Origin of the sequence: Blautia sp. AF32-4BH (genome assembly GCF_003460565.1) — a bacterium.
Lineage (GTDB): Bacteria > Bacillota > Clostridia > Lachnospirales > Lachnospiraceae > Fusicatenibacter > Fusicatenibacter saccharivorans.
Map to the genome: position 1 here is coordinate 28,220 of NZ_QTVL01000008.1, position 17,592 is coordinate 45,811.

Here is a 17,592-nt window from a genome sequence, read left to right on the forward strand (position 1 = left end):
GGAGAGATTGATCATGGCTTATAATAATAGTGAAAGACCAGCTTCCAGAAGACCGGCCCGCAGAAGAAGAAAAGTTTGTGTTTTCTGTGGTGGAGAAGAGATCAGCTACAAGGATGCAGCTAAACTGAAAAAATATGTATCCGAGCGTGGTAAAATCCTGCCGAGACGTGTAACTGGAACCTGCGCAAAACATCAGAGAGCAGTAACAGTAGCCGTTAAGAGAGCAAGACATATGGCTATTATGCCGTACGTAGATGATTGATTCTGACTTGCGCTAAGCACTGTCCGAACGTTCATTTTGAATCGGTAAATAAATGGAGGTATCTGCCCGAAAAGGGCGGGTACCTTTTTTGTATCCAGAAGTATCTTGTTGCCAAAGTACAGGTCAAAGTGGTATAATCGGAAGGACAGGAGTGAAATACAACACGCAACGTTGGAAAGGTGTTAGGAAATGAAAAGCAAAATGAAGTTGAGCGGCCAATTGCGGAGCTATCTTCGATGGCCGCTGATTTTGTCCATCCTGATGCTTGTGATGAATATCGGCATGTATTTTGTGGATGTGATGGCAGGAATGTGGTTCACGCTGTTTTTTGCAGTCTATGTGATCGCAGCCGCAGTTCTCTATTACAGACAGCGTCCGCAGGTGATCAACGAGCTGATTACCTTTGCGACCGAATACGGCCAGGTTCAGAAGCATCTGATCCAGGAACTGGCGCTGCCCTATGCCGTTATGGATTCGCAGGGAAAACTTCTCTGGGTCAACAAAGAGTTTACAAAAATCACAGGGAAGGATACACAGTATCATAAATGTATCGCCACCATTTTTCCGGAGCTGACGGTCGAGCGGCTGCCGAAAAATGAGGAGGAGACCGACATCAACGTGGCTTACGGCGAAAAGAATTTCCGTGCCCATGTAAAAAGCGTCTGCATCGACGAGCTGATCCAGAATTCGGAGATGATCAACACAGATATCAAAGGCTATTTTATTCAGGCACTGTATCTGTTCGATGAGACGGAGCTCCGCGAGTATATGCGGAAATTCGAGGACGAAACGATGGTCACCGGTCTTCTGTATCTGGACAACTACGACGAGGCGCTGGAGAGCGTCGAGGAGGTCCGCCGTTCCCTTCTGACCGCACTGGTCGAGCGAAAGATCAACAAATATTTCAACGATCTCGACGGACTGGTGAAGCGGTATGAGAACGACAAATACATCGTGGTCATGCGCCGGAGTTCGTTAAATGAACTGAAAGAGAAAAAGTTCGATATCCTCGAGGACGTCAAGACCATCAACATCGGAAACGAGATGGCGGTCACAATCAGTATGGGTATCGGAGCAGATGCTGGATCGTTTGCGAAAAACTCCGAGTATGCGAAAATCGCGATCGACCTGGCTCTTGGCCGGGGCGGCGATCAGGTCGTTTTAAAGGACGGTTCGAAGATTCAGTATTTCGGCGGAAAAACGCAGGCTGTGGAAAAGAATACGAGAGTCAAAGCCCGCGTCAAGGCGCACGCGCTGAAAGAGTTTATGAACACGAAAGAGAAGGTCGTTGTCATGGGACACCGCCTGCCGGATGCCGATTCGTTCGGTGCGGCCATCGGTATCTACCGTGCGGCGAAAACGCTGAATAAAAAAGCGTACATCGTCATCGACAACCCGACCAGCTCGATCATTCCGCTGATGAATACGTTCAGCGACAACCAGGATTATGAGGCGGACATGTTTGTCAACAACCATGAGGCGAAAGAGATCATGGACGACAACACGCTGCTCGTTGTGGTCGATACGAACAAGCCGAGCATCACACAGTGTGAGGATCTGCTGTACATGGCGAAAATGATCGTCGTGCTGGATCATCACCGGCAGGGAAGCGATACGATCCGCAACTCGGTGCTTTCCTATATTGAGCCGTATGCATCATCCGCGAGCGAGATGGTTGCCGAGATTCTCCAGTATTTTACCGAGGGAATCCGCATCCGGAACGTGGAGGCGGACAGCATCTATGCCGGCATCATGATCGATACCGACAACTTTATGCAGAAAACAGGTGTCCGCACGTTCGAGGCGGCAGCGTTCCTGCGCCGCTGCGGTGCGGATGTGACGCGTGTGCGCAAGCTGTTCCGTGAGGATATGAACGATTACAAGGCAAGAGGAGAGACGATCCGCAATGCGGAGCTGTTCCGCGGCCAGTTCGCGATTTCCGAATGCCCGAGCGACTATGTGGACAGCCCGACGGTGGTCGGAGCACAAGCGGCGAACGAGCTGCTGAACATTGTCGGTGTCAAGGCGTCCTTTGTACTGACCGAGTATAAAGGCGTGATCTATATCAGCGCCCGCGCGATTGATGAGGTCAATGTACAGATCATCATGGAGCGGATGGGCGGCGGCGGTCATCTGAATATGGCAGGATGCCAGCTTGAGACCGTCGATCTGGAGGGGGCGCGCAGCCTCCTAAAATCAACCTTAACAGAAATGCAGGATGGAGGAGAAATCTGATATGAAAGTTATCTTACTGGAAGACGTAAAAGCACTTGGTAAAAAAGGACAGACTGTAAACGTAAGTGACGGATATGCAAGAAACATGCTTCTGCCGAAAAAACTCGGCATCGAGGCAACCGCAAAAAACCTGAATGAGCTGAAACTCCAGAAAGCACACGAGGACAAAGTGGCAGCAGAGCAGCTCGCTGAGGCACAGGCTTTCGCGAAAGAGATTGAGGACAAACAGGTTACCGTAGCAATCAAAGTCGGCGAGGGCGGAAAAGTATTCGGAAGCGTATCGGCAAAAGAGATCGCTGAGGCAGCAAAAGAGCAGCTCGGATACGACATCGACAAAAAGAAAATGCAGCTTCCGAACCCGATCAAGGTTCTTGGAACGACAGAAGTGCCGATCCGCCTGCATACCAAAGTAACTGCAAAGCTGAAAGTTATCGTAAAAGAAGCATAATTCTATGGAAGAAGCACTGATTAAACGAATCCTTCCGCACAGCATCGAGGCGGAGCAGTCGGTCATCGGTTCCATGCTGATGGGGCGCGAAGCCATCATGGCGGCATCGGAAATCCTGACGAGCGACGATTTTTACCAGCACCAGTACGGCGTCATTTTTGATGCCATGGTGGAGCTGTTCAATGAGGGAAAACCGGTCGATCTGGTCACCCTGCAGAACCGCCTGCGTGAAAAGGATGTTCCGCCGGAGATCAGTTCGATGGAGTTTGTCCGCGATCTTTTAAATGCGGTGCCGACTTCGGCGAATGTGCGCCATTATGCGAACATCGTCAGCGAGAAAGCGGTGCTGCGCCGTCTCATTAAGCTGACAGAAGAGATTGAGAATGACTGCTATCTGAACAAAGAGCCGGTGGAAGTCATCATGGAGGAGACGGAAAAGAAGATGTTCCAGTTATTGGGCCAGCGGAATTCCGGAGACTTCATGCCGATCCGCCAGGTTGTCATCAATACGCTGGAGAACATCGAGCGTGCATCGAAGACGAAGGGAAATGTCACGGGTATTCCGACCGGATTCACGGATCTGGACTACAAGACATCGGGTCTGCAGAACTCTGACTTTATCCTGATTGCGGCACGTCCGTCTATGGGTAAAACGGCGTTTGTCCTCAATATTGCGCAGTATATGGCGTTTAAGAAAGACAAAGCCGTTGCGATTTTCAGTCTCGAGATGTCGCGGGAGCAGCTGATGAACCGTCTGCTCTCGATGGAGTCGAAAGTAGATTCCCAGCATCTGAGAACCGGAAACCTGAAAGACGACGAATGGAGCAAGCTGATCGAGAGCGCCGGCATGATCGGTGAATCCCGACTGATGATCGACGATACACCTGGTATCTCGATCGGAGAGATGCGGTCGAAATGCCGCAAATACAAGCTGGAGCACGGTCTTGATATCATCATCATTGACTACCTGCAGCTGATGTCGGGAAGCGGAAAGAGCTCCTCGGAATCGCGTCAGCAGGAGATTTCGGATATCAGCCGTTCCTTAAAAGCACTCGCGAGAGAGCTGAATGTGCCGGTTGTTGCACTGTCCCAGCTTTCCCGGGCTGTTGAGCAGCGTACCGACCACCGTCCGATGCTTTCCGACCTGCGTGAGTCGGGAGCGATCGAGCAGGATGCCGACGTTGTTATGTTTATCTATCGAGATGATTACTATAATAAGGATTCCGAGAATAAGGGAATCGCGGAAATCATCATCGCCAAACAGCGAAACGGCCCGATCGGAACCGTCAATCTGGTCTGGCTGCCGGATTATACGAAATTTGCGAATGCAGAGAGATAAAAGAAAATATTTTATGTGTCAGAACGTGTCGTGGGATAGTCCTGCGGCACGTTTTTTGTGTATAATTGTATGAATTTGTCGGAATATTACGATGAGATTTTCTTGCGGCAGGGGATAACAGATCCTATAATAAAGGGAAGAAGGGAGTGGCTGCCGTATGGAAAATAGAACGTATCTGGTCACGGAGGCGGAGAAGCTGACCGGGGAGAAAGCGCATGTGCTCCGGTACTGGGAGGACGAGCTCGGCATGGAAATCCACCGCAATTCGCTGGGACACCGCTGCTATACTGCGCAGGACATTCAGATTTTTCTGGGAATCCGGGAACTGAAGAAAAAGGGGCTTCACCTGAAAGCGATCCGCGAGCTGATGCCGAAGCTGGTGCAGGCAACGGCGGAGATCAAAGCGTTTCCGGCGGAAGCGGCAGAGACGGCAAAGGAGAAGCCGGATCCGGCAATACCGGGAAAAGCGGACGAAGTGCCGGAGGTGGTTGTCGATCTTCTGCCCGAGCGGGAAGCAGAACAGCTGGCGGACACTGTGATGCGGCAGGAAGAGGAGGAGCGTCAGACGGAGTTTTACCGCGTGCTCGGCCGTCTGCTCGATCAGATGATACAGAAGCGGCGCCAGGAAGAGCGGAGCCGCCGTGTGGATGAGGCGATCCGCCGCCACCAGCAGAGCCGGAGAGAAGCAGCGGCGACGCTGGAGCAGAAAGGAAAACGGACGAAAGCAAAACGGGGCCATCGGAACAATGGGTAAATCGGACAGAAAAAAAAGAACGCCTGCGAGAGGCGTTCTTTTTGGATCCACGCGGAAATCCGACTTATTTTGCAGCCAGATAATCGTTGATCTGGTCTTCCAGAACCTGAGCGTCCAGGCCGTGAACCATAGCTGCTTCTTCCAGGGACTCACCCTGTGCAGAAGGGCAGCCGATGCAGTGCATACCGGCTCCCATCAGGATTCCGATGATATTTGTATCCATTGCGATTAACTCGCCGATTGTCATGTCTTTCGAGATCTTTGCCATCTTAAAGTTCCTCCTTTAAATGTGTATATACCCGTCGTTCCGATTTTGACGGCTATTTTGATTATAGCGTACCCCCGGGGGGAATGCAAGAACAAATTCATAAGATTATAGAATGTTTATAATTTTGTACTTGTATTTCAGGGGGCAATCGTTTACAATGTGGATAGTACCGAAAGGGCCAAAAAATCTATAAGGAGGATAAGATCATGGCATATGTAATCACAGACGAATGTGTAAGCTGCGGAACCTGCGCTGGAGAATGTCCAGTAGAGGCTATCGCTGAGGGAGATTCCCATTACGAAATCAACCCGGATGTATGCGTTGAGTGCGGAACATGCGCAAGCGTATGTCCAACCGAGGCTATCACAGAAGAGTAATTTGTACGGAACGTACAAAAAAGGAAGTCCTTCGCGGACTTCCTTTTTTTATACATACGTTTCAAAACTTACAGAGAAGCCAGCTCCTGCAGAGCATTCTCTTTTACCATTGCATTTCCATGTTCCAGCAGAAATGCTTCAGCGGCCAGGGAGAAGGATTCCTGTCTGCCGTACTCAGAAAGAATGTTGCAGACCTTGTTGAATTCCTCCGGTTTGCAGCCGGACTGGTGCAGAACGAGCTGATAGTTGGCATCTGCCCTGTTCTTATAGAGGGAATTGCTGCCGGTAAAATACTGGTTCAGCGCTTTTGCGGAGCTGATGACATCGTCGAGGGTTGAGAAGTGGAAGGTGCGTACCAGATCCACATTCTTTTCCTCGGATGCTGCAGGCTCTTTTTCGTTTTCCTTCTGTGCCGCTTTCTTTGCGATTTCCTGTGCCTTGTTCTTCACATCGCAGAGCTTGTGGAACAGGTCGATGATGTCGTCCGCGCCGGAATACTGTACCGGTTCCGGTCCGTCCGTATCGTCGCCGGATGGAGCAAATTTGGCGAAGCGGGTGTCGAGCTCCTGTGGATCCTCGACTCTGGTGATAATGAGGACAATGCTGTCCGGAGCCACCGGAACGGCCTCGACCATGAGCGGGGCATTATCCACATTGAAGCCGAACTGCTGGTTGGCTTCAAGCATCATATCCTGAAACAGGCTGCGGGCCTTTTCCGTGCCGTAAGCCAGTTCGCTGAGCTTTAAATTTCTTTCGGCAAGATCGGCGCTGGTCAGTGTGCAGCGGATCTTGTTATCATTGATTTTTTCTATTTTCATAACTCTCACGTCCTTAATTACTCTTTACTTATATAAATAGGGCTGCTTACAATATAGTATAACACATCACGGAAAGAAGTAAAGAACTTAAGATTTTTTTTACATTTCGCATAATTTTTTCAGAAATGAAGGGACAAACTTTATTTGTAATTCCCCCGGCTTGAAGTATAATAGGAGTTGGGGAAACCTTTGCTTCTGCCCGGAGGGTGCATACTCCGGCCAGAAGCAGGCACAGAAAAAACGGATCGGATAAGAAGGCGTCCCCGTGAAACATGATCATTGAAACTAAAAACAAAAGTATTTCATACGGATCGATGGGGCTTTCTTTTTTGTACGTCACAACTGCAAATAAGCCATGAAACAAACAATCGACAAAACTTTTTAAACAGATTTTCTGAAAAATACCCAATAGCAAAAAGCAACGATACTTTCGTTACTGTTCAATCAGCAGTGAAACACCTGCTGTTTCGCTGCGTAAGAACATGATTCAGGTGTGAGCAGCCCTCCTTTTGCAAAGCAAAACTTTAAATGAGGGCTGCGAATGTTACAGTTCGCTGGGAACCAGTGAACTGTAACGATACTTTCTGACTCGCATGCGGTTCCCTTGCGCATAACGGTTGCTATTGGGTATTTTTTTTGTTATAATGGGCGCAAGTGGGGAGATCTTCAGAGAGAAGAAAAGGGGAAAAGAACACATGAAGGAGCAACAGAAGAAAAAAGCAGCGCCGGTACTGGTCGTACTGATTTTGATCGTGCTAGTCGGTGCAGCAGGCGTTGTTTCATTTTTGATAAACCGATATAAACCCGGAACCGAATACATGGCCGGGAACGAATATTTTAACCTGACAGACGAAAACAGCGTTGCGCTGATCCAGAACGGAGAACTTCTGGAAGAGCAGGCCGTCCTTATCGGAGGAGAGCCGTATGCGGCGTACACATATGTAGAATCCCAGCTGAACAGCTGCTTCTACTGGGATGAAGAAACAAAAGGAATCCTGCTTACAACGAGCGGCGGCGTGCAGACACTGCTTCCGGGCGATGCGGCCATTGCCAAAACACCGGGCGGACAGCCTGCCGTACAGCAGGAGAGCGACGGAACGGTTTACATTTCGCTGGATGTCGTAAAAGAATACACAGATCTCGACTATGCATATTACAGCGATCCCAATCGTGTTGTAATCCGGAATGAATGGGACGGCGTGGAGCAGGCGACGGTACAGTCAGACACCGCGCAGGTGCGCCAGAAAGGCGGCATCAAGAGTCTGATTCTTGCGGATGTACAGAAGGGTGACACCCTGCTGTATCTGGAAAATCTGGACAACTGGTGCAAAGTCATGACGGCGGACGGCTATACCGGATACATCCAGACAGAGGATATCTCCGAGCCGGAGGCCATCGAAGCGCGGACGGCAAAGAAAGATTCCTATGAAAGAATTACACGGGATCACAAAATCAATCTGGTCTGGCATCAGAGCACATCGACCGAGTCGAACGACGCGATGGCAGAGATGACAGCAGAAATGACCGGCGTGAACGTGATTTCACCGACCTGGTTTTCCGTGACAGACGAAACCGGTACGATTTCCAGCCTTGCGAGCGCCGATTACGTGAAACTGGCGCATGAAGCGGGACGGGAAGTCTGGGGATTGATTGATAACTTTAATGAAGCATTTGACGAAACAACCGATCTTGCCTACGCATCCGTGCGCAGCAGAATCATTGAGCAGCTGCTCGCCGAGGCAGCATCGTGCGGCATGGACGGCATCAACGTGGATTTCGAGAATCTGAAAGAGGCCGGAATCCCGCATTACCTGCAGTTTCTGCGGGAACTGACGAGCGCGGCGCATGCACAGAATCTTGTGGTGTCGGTCGATACGCCGGTACCGCAGGCTTACACGATGTATTATCAGCGCGGCGAGCAGGCAAGATTTGTGGACTATATGATTGTCATGGCCTATGACGAGCATTTCGCGGGAAGCGAGGAGGCAGGCTCTGTTTCATCCCTCCCGTTCGTACAGCAGGCCGTGGAGGAGATGACGCGGGTGATGCCTGCCGATCAGGTGATCTGCGGAATCCCGTTTTATACCCGTGTCTGGACGGAAAAGTTCGGACAGAGCGCCATTACCAGCGAGGTGCTGGGCATGGATGGCGCCAAAAACTATGCAAAAGAGAATCAGATGACAGAAACCTGGGATGCATCCCTTGGCCAGAATGTGGCAACGGTAGAAACTTCCGATGCCAGATACACGATCTGGATGGAGGATGAGCAGTCCATGGAGGAAAAACTGAAAGTGATCCAAAGCGCCGATCTCGCCGGAGTGGCAGAGTGGAAGCTCGGATTCGAGCGCGCAGACATCTGGAGTCTGATTTCAGAATATATTGAAACAAACAGTTGACGAGGAGTCCGGGAAGGATAAGGGGAATGATAAAAGCCCGGGCACGAAGGAGGAGTATACATGTCAGAAAACAATCACGAAGAATTATTTAAAACAACGCTGATGGGCGGTTTCGATAAGGACGATGTCATGACGAAAGTGCAGAACCTGAAAGATCAGGCGTATGCCGCTCAGAAGAAACTGGAAGCGAAGATCGAGGAAAACGAGCAGGAAATCGAGAAGCTGAACCGCAAGATCCGCGAGCGTGAGGATAAAATCGAGGAGCTCGAAAAAAACATTCATGAGAAATACCAGAGCTATATCGACAATTATGACAGCATCAGCGGCCTTGTGTTTGAGGCACAGGTGAAAGCGAAAAAACTGACACAGGAAACAGAAGATGCCTGCCGCGAGAAAACGGAAGAGACCGATGCAGCGTGCAGAAAGCTGACGGAGGAAACGGAGGAGAGCTGCAGAAAGCTAAAAGAAGAGACCGAGGAAGCCTGCCGCCGGAAAAACGAAGAAACGGACGAGTCCTGCCGCGAGAAAACGGAGGAAACGGATGAGGCGTGCTGCAAAAAGAAAGAGGAGACAAACGAGTCCTGCCGGAAACAGAGGGAGGAGACAAAGGAATCCTGTGCAAAGCAGCGCCGCGAGACGAAGGAACAGTGCGAATACATGGTAGAGAGCGCACGTCAGAAGGGCGAGGAACTGGCTGCTGTTTATGAAGAAAAACTGCAGGCCGAAGCAGAAGAAATCCAGAGCCATATGGACGCGGAACTGCAGAAAGCCAACACCAGATACCAGAAGATTTACGCCGAGATGGAAACCATGACAAGTGTACTCGAGAAGAACCGCAGAATTTTTGAGGAGACCTTTGCCGGCATCGAAAAAATGCGTGAGGAGATGAAACGTTCTGCGTCGGAAGTGGAAACCTTCATGAAAGATCCGGTAAAAAGTATCTTTCCCGGAGAGGCAAAAGAAACAGCCGCAGAGCCAGGCAGTGAAGATACCGCAGAAGAAGCAGAGGAAGAAGACGAAATCGTCGAAAATTCCGCAGTCATCGATTTCGAAAATGAGCCGGATTATCTCGATGATGACAACGACGAAGAAGAGGATGAAATCCCGAATCGCGCGCATGATGAAGAAGATGAGGAAGAGTAACCGGAAGCAATAAGAGTTGTAACCTGCCCCGCTGCTGCATAAAATGACCAAGAAAGGAAATTTGCAGCAGGGGGCTTTTCATTTGGAAAAAGGGAAAAAACTGGAATGGCTGATGGCGGTGATTCTGCTTTCGGCGGCGTATGTTCTGTCCCGCGAGGGCGCACGGCTGGTGGCAGCACAGAAGGCAGCCACAAAAGTAGTGGTGCTGGACAGCGGCCACGGCGGCGACGATCCCGGCAAAATCGGGGCAAACGGTGTCAAAGAAAAGGACATCAACCTTGCGATTGCCCGTCTGCTGAAAAAGAAGCTGGAAAAGCAGGGAATCCTTGTGGTGATGACGCGGGAAGGGGAGGATGATCTCTCCGATCCGGGAGCCGTGAATGCGAAAGTGCAGGATCTGCAGCGGCGCGTGCAGCTGATTCATAAAAAAAAGCCGGACTGTGTGATCAGCATTCACCAGAACAGCTACCCGGATGCGGCGGTCAAAGGGGCGCAGGTGTTTTATTATACGGATTCAAAAGAAGGCGAAAAACTGGCGCTCTGCATGCAGGCTGCACTGGTCGCGGGGCTCGATCCGGCGAATCACAGGAAAGCCAAGGGAAACAAAACGTATTACATGCTGAAGAAGACAGACGCAGTGCTGGTGATCTGCGAGTGCGGATTCCTCTCAAATCCGGAGGAGGAAGCGCTCCTGAACACAAAGGAGTACCAGAAAAAGGTGGCGGATGCACTGTGTGACGGCGTTTTAACGTATCTGGGAGAAAAGAAGAATGGCAAAGAGAAGACACAGACGAAGACGGAAGAGACCGCTGCGGGCGCTGCTTCCGCTTATGCTTGTCCTGCTGGCGGCTTATCTGGTATTCGGAGAATTTGATGAGAGCGATCCCGCGCAGAACGGAAGCGGAGCGGACAGCAGCACTGCTTCACAGACGGCAGACGAAAACAATGGTCTGTCAGAGAATGGCGCAACACAGTTTCAGGCGGAAAATACAGATGAGGAGGAGCTGGCGAAGCGGTATTATTACAGCCAGCTCGATGAAAACAGACAGATGATTTACCGCGAACTGGTGCAGGGAATCGCGGAACACCAGGAAACCATCATCACAAAAGGCGGCGATCCCGATGTGACGGCGGAGGTTTACGGATGGGTCTATATGGATTACCCGGAGTACTGCTGGATCAACGGAGCATCACATGTCACGGGATACGGCGAGCCGAAAAACTACTGTGAGGTAGTTCCAGAATACACGATTTCTGCGGAGGAGATCACAGGCCGCCAGTCCCAGATCAAAGGGGCGGGAAACGATTTCTTAAGTGATATCGACCATTCGATGGATGACTATGGGAAGATCAAGGCTGTCTTCGAAAAATGTATCCGGCAGATTGATTATGTGAAAGATGCGCCGGAGAATCAGACACTCTACAGCGGACTTGTGAACGGACAGACGGTCTGCGCAGGCTATGTCAGAACGTTCCAGTATCTGATGAACCGCCTGGACATCCCGGTCATTTATGTGACGGGAACGACAGACACCGGCGAGGCGCACGGCTGGAATATCGTAAAGTGCGGAGACAATTATTACAACGTCGATGTAACCTGGGGCGATCCGGTATTCGCAGAGGGCGAGAGCGGCGAGTACAATCTGCCGGACGACCTGATCTACTACGATTTTCTCTGCGTTTCCGATGCGGAATTTTCGGACACGCATCAGGCGGATGCGAATCTGCCGCTCCCGGCGTGCAATGCAGATGACCTCGAGTATTACCGCCAGATCGGCCGGTACATGGATACATTTGATGCGACGCAGATTCTGTGGGAAATGGAGACGGATATTGAAGAGACAAAAGAGTATTCCGAATTTAAATTTGCCACCGATGATCTGATGGCACAGGTCATGGAAGCCCGACCGGAGCTTCTCGATAAGGCTTCCGGCTATCTTTGCAGCTATTACGGACTCGGGTCCGTAAAATATACATACAGCGAGGATACGGCGACAAGAAAGCTGATGGTATTCTGGCAATATAAAGGAGAACCGAGTGAATGACGGTTCTCCTTTAAAAATATCCGGAAACAAAATGTCGATCAGCTCGCGCTCGAGAAACTCGATGGTAATCAGGCACGAATAAGGGAGTTCGGAAACCTGGGAAACACTCACAAGATCCTGACGGACGGTGATGGAATGATCCGTGACATCGGTAACCTCTGCGACCCAGGCGGCATGCGGGATCGTCAGATGTTTCGCAATCAAAGGGCCGACCTGCGCGGTATCGCCGTCGGTTGTCTGACGTCCGCAGATAATCAGATCCGCGCCGCCGATCACCTGAATACCCTGCGCCGGCGTTAAGAATATCCCCCGTGGGGGCTTGTGAAAAAGGCCGATTTTTGGTAGAGTAAAGGGATATTTGAGCGGTTGGAGAACGACCGCGCCGGGAAAGTTAAGAAAAAGAAGAAAGAAGCGGAAGATATGGAACAGGAATTATTACAGGAAATTGCCTCCTACTGGGGAACCCGTGCGGAGGGGTATTCTGAGGTCAATGAAAAAGAACTGGCGGGAAGCCAGAGAGAAGCGTGGCTGCATGTATTAGAGGAGCAGTTTCCAGAGAAAAAGAAAGAAGAGATGAAGATTCTCGATATCGGAACCGGCCCGGGATTCTTCCCGATGATTTTGTCGGAGGCAGGTTATACGGTGACGGCTGTTGACTACACGGAGGAGATGCTGGAAAAGGCGAAAGAGAATCTGGGAAAATATACGAAATACGGTCTGGAGCGCGTGACGCTGCAGCGGATGGATGCACAGAATCTGGAGTTTGCGGATGAGACCTTTGATGTTGTCATTTCCAGAAATCTGACCTGGAATCTGGAAAAGCCGGAGCAGGCATACCAAGAGTGGATGCGTGTCCTGAAACCGGGCGGCGTGTTGCTCAATTTTGATGCGAACTGGTACGGTTATCTCTATGACGAGGAGAAAAAAGAAGCGTACGAGGCAGACCGGAAGAAAGTGGAAGAGCAGCAGCTCGACGACCATTATCTGTGCACGGACATTGACCGCATGGAAAATATTGCGCGCCAGGTGCCGCTCTCTGCGATGGAACGGCCGGCGTGGGATACGAAGGTGCTCGAATCCCTCGGCGTCTGTTCCATCCAGACCGATTCCGAAATCTGGAAGCGCGTCTGGAGCGAGGAAGAGAGACTGAACTATGCATCGACACCGATGTTTCTGGTGCGCGCGGAAAAAAGCGCAGAGCAGCCCTTCCAGCTTGGTGATGTGACCGTCCGCCGCGGCGAAAAATATCAGGCGGCTTCCGAAGACGGTCTCTGGTATCCGGCGGCAAAACCGGGCGATATGGTAACAGAAGGTGGCCCTGTCGTTGCTTACGGAAGAATTGTGCGCGAGCCGGAGTACGACGACCGCAAAGAGCAGATTGTCCATTACTGGGAGAAGCGGAGCGAGAGCTTTTTAGAGCAGAGACGCTCCGAACTTGCGAACCCGATTGCGAAGCGCTGGATGAAAGAGATTGAAAAACAGATCCCGGCGGGAAGACGGTTAAAGATCCTTGATGTGGGCTGCGGAGCCGGATTTTTCTCGATCCTGCTGGCAAAAGAGGGCCACGAGGTCTTCGGCATCGACCTGACACCGGAGATGATTGAGAATGCAATCCAGCTTGCCGAAGAAGAGAATGCCGACTGCTGCTTCCAGGTCATGGACGCGGAAAATCCGATGTTTGCGGATGAAACGTTCGATGTTGTCATTTCCCGAAACCTGACGTGGACGCTGCCGAATGCGGAGCATGCTTACGGCGAGTGGATGCGTGTGCTGAAAACGGGCGGTGTGCTGCTGAACTTCGATGCCAATTACGGAAAAGAAGATGTTGCCGATACGAAGGGACTTCCGGAGGCGCATGCCCATTTCAAGGTTGGAAACGAGATGCTCGAAGAGTGCGAACGGATCAAATCACAGCTCCCGATCAGCCGCAAAAACCGGCCGGCGTACGATGTGGCGGTGCTGTGCGAAAACACAGCGGGAGAAATCCGCATTGATACGAGCCTTGGAAAACGCATTTATCTGGAAAAAGACGAGTTCTATAACCCGGCACCGATGTTTTCGATTTGTGCCGTGAAGCAGTAAAGGAGTATTTGTGAAAAAATATCTGTTAAAACGACTGCTTCGCCTGATTCCGGTATTCCTCGGCGTGACGATTCTCGCTTTTCTGCTGACGGGACTTTCCTCGGTCGATGCGGTGGATTTAAAAGAGAGCAGCAGCGGCGGCGTGATGTCGGAGGCGGAAAAAGAAGCGATGCGGGAGGAGCTGGGACTGAATGAGCCGAAAGCTGTCCAGTACCTGCAATGGCTGAAAAACGCCCTGCGCGGTGACTTCGGGGAGTCGTACGTTTCCGGCAAACCGGTGCTTGTAAGCTTCTGTGAAAAACTGCCCGCAACGATTGCACTTGCGGCGCTGGCGCTTGCCATGACGGTCTGTCTTTCGTTTCCGCTCGGTATCTTAAGTGCAAAATATCAGAATACATGGGCGGACCGCAGTATCAGCCTGTTCTGCTTTGCAGGTAATTCGTTTCCGGGGTTTTTCACTGCACTTCTTCTCTTGTATTTCTTTTCGCTGAAATGGAATCTTTTTCCGGTTCTCAGTATGGGAAAGGGATGGAAAAGCTGTGTGCTTCCGGCGGCGACGCTTGCGGTTTCGATGACGGCAAAATACACCCGTCAGGTGCGTTCTGCCGTGCTTGCAGAGCTGGAGCAGGAGTACGTGGCGGGTGCACGGGCACGTGGGTTAAGTGAAAACCGGATTCTGTTTGGAAATGTATTAAAATCCGTGCTGCTTCGGATGGTCACGCTGCTATTCTTATCCGCCGGTTCGCTGCTTGGAGGAACCGCCATCGTTGAGACGATTTTCATGTGGAATGGTGTCGGAAAAATGGCCGTGGATGCCGTTTCCATGCACGATATTCCCGTGATTCAGGCATATCTGGTGTGGATGGCGGCGATCTATCTGCTGCTGCATCTCATTGCTGATCTGCTGATGGGTGCACTGGACCCGCGGGCGAAGCTGGAGGGAATGCGATGAAAAAAGAACAGAAAAGAAAGATCCTTTTTTATGGCATCCTCGCCGGTGCGCTGCTGTTGTTTGCCGCATGTGCGGCCCATCTGGCACCGTACGATCCGTATGAGCAGAATCTGGAACTGTCCCTTCTTCCGCCGTCCGCGGCGCACTGGATGGGGACGGACCGCTATGGAAGAGATCTGTTTTCAAGGATTCTCTCCGGCGCGCGGGTCAGCATTTTTTCAGCACTTCTTGTCGTTGCGGCAAGCGCTCTGATCGGAACACTCGCCGGAATTTTCAGCGGCTGGCTGGAAGGTAAAACGGATACGGTTCTGATGCAGATCTCCGATATTTTTCTGGCCTTTCCGGGTATGGTATTTGCAATCGCATTTTCCGGCGTTCTGCAGAGCGGCATGACGGGAGCCGTTGTGTCGCTGATCCTTGTTTCCTGGCCGAAATATGCACGGCTTGCACGGAACCGTGTGCTGGCATTGAAACACATGCCGTTCATCGCGGCGGCGCGCCTTACAGGAAACGGAACATGGAAGATGATCAGACGCCATATTCTGCCGAATCTTGCGGGGCAGACGATTGTCACAGCGGTGCTTGATATCGGAACGATGATGCTGGAAATCGCGGGTCTGTCCTTCCTCGGCCTTGGTGCGGAAGCGCCGTCGGCGGAGTGGGGAGCGATGATGAGCAACGGAAGAAGTATGCTGCAGACCGCGCCCTGGGTCATTCTGGCGCCGGGACTGGCGATTTTTCTGACCGTTCTTGTCTGCAATCTGCTTGGTGAGGCGGTACGGAAAACGGTGGATCAGGGATAAGGGGCAAACGAAAATGGAAACAAAGGGAGCAAAAACATGAGCGAAAAACTGCTGGAAATCAGCGGCCTTTCTGTCTGTTATGAGGGGGAGCAAATTTTAAATAACATCTGTTTTTCCGTCGAAAAAGGAGAAACCGTCGGCATCGCCGGGGAGTCGGGCAGTGGAAAAAGTACCTTGCTGCGAGCGATCCTGCGGCTGATGGGAAAGAATGGTTCCATCACCGGCGGGCAGATCACATTTCGCGGAGAGGAGCTGACGGGCATGTCCGAAAAGAAGCTGCGGAGTCTGTGCGGTTCAGAAATTGGTATGATTTTCCAGAATACAGGGGCATCATTCTGTCCGACCCGGAAAATCGGAACACAGATCTGTGAAAGCGTGCGCGCCCATGAGAAACGCTGCGGATTCATCACCCCGATTTCTGGGGGAATGTCTGGCAGAAAAAGCCGCAGAGAAATCAAAGATATGACGCTCCAGCGATTTGCGGATATGGGGCTTTCGGATGGCGAGACGATCTGGAACAGCTATCCATCGTCGCTCTCCGGCGGCATGAACCAGCGCGTCGGGATTGCGCTCGCAATGCTGCTGCATCCGTCGCTTCTTCTGGCGGACGAGCCGACGAGTGCACTCGATGTGGTTTCGCAGGCGCAGGTGCTGCGGGAGCTTCAGGCGTTGCAGCAGAAAGAGCAGACGGGGATGGTGCTGGTGACGCACAATCTTGCGGTTCTCGAGCAGATGGCAGACAGGGTTGCTGTTTTGAAGGATGGAAACATCGTGGAGCAGGGGGAGACAAGGACGGTTTTCGATCACCCAAAGGACGAATATACAAAAAATCTCCTTGCGGCTGTGCCGGGAAGAGGGAAGAACGATGCATAATCATAACATGCTGGAAGTAAACAACTTAAGCAAAAACTTTGCTGGAACCGGCCGGGAAACGGAATTTGCCGCCGTGGACGGCATCAGCTTCACACTGGATGCGGGTGAATGTCTTGGCCTGATCGGGGAGAGCGGATGCGGAAAAAGCACGACGGCCCGTCTGATCACCGGATTGGTCCAGGCGGATGCAGGCAGCGTTCTGTTGGAAGGCGAGGAAATCCTCGGAAGAAAAGGCAGGCGGCAGCGCGAAGTTTACCGGAAAATACAGATGGTCTTCCAGACCCCGCAGGATTCCTTCGATCCAATGCAGACGCTCGAAACCGGGATTCTGGAAGCTTTTCGGAATCAGGGAATGAGCCGGAAAGAAGCCTGTCTTCGTCTGCCGGAACTGCTGGAAAAAGTGGAGCTTGCCCCGGAAACGGCGAAACGCTATCCCCGCGAGACGAGCGGCGGAGAGTGCCAGAGAGCCGCAATTGCGCGGGCTCTTGCTGTGCAGCCGTCTCTTCTGATCTGCGACGAGGCAACGAGTGCGCTCGATGCGGCGGTACAGGCGCAGATCGTTCAACTGCTGAAAAAACTGCAGCGGGAAGAAGAACTTGCGATGCTGTGGATCGGCCACGACCTTGCGCTGGTGCGGGAACTCTGCAGCCGTGTGATTGTCATGCGGCAGGGAAAAATCGTGGAGCAGGGGGAGACGCGGGAGGTATTGGAGTACCCGAAAGAGGAATATACGAAACTGTTGATGGAGTATAGTCTGTGAGAAAACTGTTGAAACAGAAAATCAGACAGCGGAAATG

The 17,592-nt window shown here is 51.6% G+C and carries 17 protein-coding genes and 1 pseudogene; 15 read left to right on the forward strand and 3 right to left on the reverse strand.

The annotated features are described in order from the left end of the window. Positions 1 to 13: 13 nt before the first annotated feature. The 5 genes from rpsR (at position 14) to DWZ44_RS11175 (ending at position 5,038) form a co-directional block, all read left to right on the forward strand. Positions 14 to 262, forward strand: coding sequence for a 30S ribosomal protein S18 (rpsR, locus tag DWZ44_RS11155; protein WP_022461611.1), 249 nt, complete (start codon positions 14 to 16; stop codon positions 260 to 262). Positions 263 to 451: 189 nt separating this feature from the next. Continuing rightward, the gene (locus DWZ44_RS11160) at positions 452 to 2,497 is read left to right on the forward strand and encodes a DHH family phosphoesterase (protein WP_055228105.1); all 2,046 of its coding nucleotides are present in this window, start codon (positions 452 to 454) and stop codon (positions 2,495 to 2,497) included. Position 2,498: 1 nt separating this feature from the next. Beyond that, positions 2,499 to 2,945 (forward strand): 50S ribosomal protein L9, encoded by a 447-nt coding sequence (gene rplI / locus DWZ44_RS11165; protein WP_022461613.1) that lies wholly within the window; start codon positions 2,499 to 2,501, stop codon positions 2,943 to 2,945. Positions 2,946 to 2,949: 4 nt separating this feature from the next. Beyond that, a complete protein-coding gene (dnaB, locus tag DWZ44_RS11170; RefSeq protein WP_022461614.1) occupies positions 2,950 to 4,284 on the forward strand; it encodes a replicative DNA helicase in 1,335 nt (444 codons plus the stop codon). A gap of 157 nt (positions 4,285 to 4,441) precedes the next feature. Then, positions 4,442 to 5,038, forward strand: a complete 597-nt coding sequence (locus tag DWZ44_RS11175; RefSeq protein ID WP_055220134.1) for a MerR family transcriptional regulator — start codon at positions 4,442 to 4,444, stop codon at positions 5,036 to 5,038. Positions 5,039 to 5,102: 64 nt separating this feature from the next. On the opposite strand, the gene DWZ44_RS11180 is transcribed toward DWZ44_RS11175, so the two are convergent. Continuing rightward, on the reverse strand, positions 5,103 to 5,306 hold the full coding sequence (locus tag DWZ44_RS11180; protein ID WP_022461615.1) for a DUF1858 domain-containing protein: 204 nt from the start codon (positions 5,304 to 5,306) through the stop codon (positions 5,103 to 5,105). Between the two features lie 206 nt (positions 5,307 to 5,512). Between DWZ44_RS11180 and DWZ44_RS11185 the strand changes: the two genes are divergently transcribed. Then, entirely contained in the window at positions 5,513 to 5,683 is a 171-nt protein-coding gene (locus DWZ44_RS11185; protein WP_022461616.1) for a DUF362 domain-containing protein, read from the forward strand. 68 nt (positions 5,684 to 5,751) lie between these two features. Here the strand turns inward: DWZ44_RS11185 and DWZ44_RS11190 are convergent, their stop codons facing one another. Continuing rightward, a complete protein-coding gene (locus tag DWZ44_RS11190; RefSeq protein WP_055220132.1) occupies positions 5,752 to 6,501 on the reverse strand; it encodes an adaptor protein MecA in 750 nt (249 codons plus the stop codon). A 695-nt stretch (positions 6,502 to 7,196) separates the two neighbouring features. On the opposite strand from DWZ44_RS11190, the gene DWZ44_RS11195 reads away from it, so the two are divergent. The 4 genes from DWZ44_RS11195 (at position 7,197) to DWZ44_RS11210 (ending at position 12,085) form a co-directional block, all read left to right on the forward strand. After that, complete coding sequence (locus DWZ44_RS11195) at positions 7,197 to 8,897, forward strand: glycosyl hydrolase family 18 protein (protein WP_158565888.1); 1,701 nt, start codon at positions 7,197 to 7,199, stop codon at positions 8,895 to 8,897. Between the two features lie 60 nt (positions 8,898 to 8,957). Then, positions 8,958 to 10,040 (forward strand): hypothetical protein, encoded by a 1,083-nt coding sequence (locus DWZ44_RS11200; RefSeq protein WP_117804872.1) that lies wholly within the window; start codon positions 8,958 to 8,960, stop codon positions 10,038 to 10,040. Between the two features lie 82 nt (positions 10,041 to 10,122). Then, complete coding sequence (locus tag DWZ44_RS11205; RefSeq protein ID WP_330410121.1) at positions 10,123 to 10,914, forward strand: N-acetylmuramoyl-L-alanine amidase; 792 nt, start codon at positions 10,123 to 10,125, stop codon at positions 10,912 to 10,914. Continuing rightward, a complete protein-coding gene (locus DWZ44_RS11210) occupies positions 10,811 to 12,085 on the forward strand; it encodes a transglutaminase domain-containing protein (RefSeq protein WP_117804873.1) in 1,275 nt (424 codons plus the stop codon). The genes DWZ44_RS11205 and DWZ44_RS11210 overlap by 104 nt, the downstream gene beginning before the upstream one ends. A 120-nt stretch (positions 12,086 to 12,205) precedes the next feature. On the opposite strand, the pseudogene DWZ44_RS19545 reads toward DWZ44_RS11210, so the two are convergent. Then, positions 12,206 to 12,361 (reverse strand): annotated as a pseudogene (locus DWZ44_RS19545) (electron transfer flavoprotein subunit beta); the annotation flags it as partial. A 144-nt stretch (positions 12,362 to 12,505) separates the two neighbouring features. Here DWZ44_RS19545 and DWZ44_RS11220 point away from each other — a divergent pair. The 5 genes from DWZ44_RS11220 to DWZ44_RS11240 are packed head-to-tail and all read left to right on the forward strand — an operon-like array spanning position 12,506 to position 17,555. Beyond that, a complete protein-coding gene (locus tag DWZ44_RS11220; protein ID WP_117804943.1) occupies positions 12,506 to 14,167 on the forward strand; it encodes a class I SAM-dependent methyltransferase in 1,662 nt (553 codons plus the stop codon). A 10-nt stretch (positions 14,168 to 14,177) separates the two neighbouring features. Further along, positions 14,178 to 15,119: an ABC transporter permease gene (locus tag DWZ44_RS11225; protein ID WP_117761942.1), complete on the forward strand. Its 942-nt coding sequence runs from the start codon at positions 14,178 to 14,180 to the stop codon at positions 15,117 to 15,119. Next, positions 15,116 to 15,922 carry a nickel transporter permease gene (gene nikC / locus DWZ44_RS11230; RefSeq protein WP_117761943.1) on the forward strand — a complete coding sequence of 269 codons (807 nt, stop codon included), beginning with the start codon at positions 15,116 to 15,118 and terminating at the stop codon, positions 15,920 to 15,922. The genes DWZ44_RS11225 and nikC overlap by 4 nt, the downstream gene beginning before the upstream one ends. A 36-nt stretch (positions 15,923 to 15,958) precedes the next feature. Further along, positions 15,959 to 16,795 (forward strand): ABC transporter ATP-binding protein, encoded by an 837-nt coding sequence (locus DWZ44_RS11235; RefSeq protein ID WP_117804874.1) that lies wholly within the window; start codon positions 15,959 to 15,961, stop codon positions 16,793 to 16,795. Continuing rightward, complete coding sequence (locus DWZ44_RS11240; protein ID WP_243002065.1) at positions 16,788 to 17,555, forward strand: ABC transporter ATP-binding protein; 768 nt, start codon at positions 16,788 to 16,790, stop codon at positions 17,553 to 17,555. The genes DWZ44_RS11235 and DWZ44_RS11240 overlap by 8 nt, the downstream gene beginning before the upstream one ends. The last annotated feature ends 37 nt before the right edge of the window (positions 17,556 to 17,592 follow it).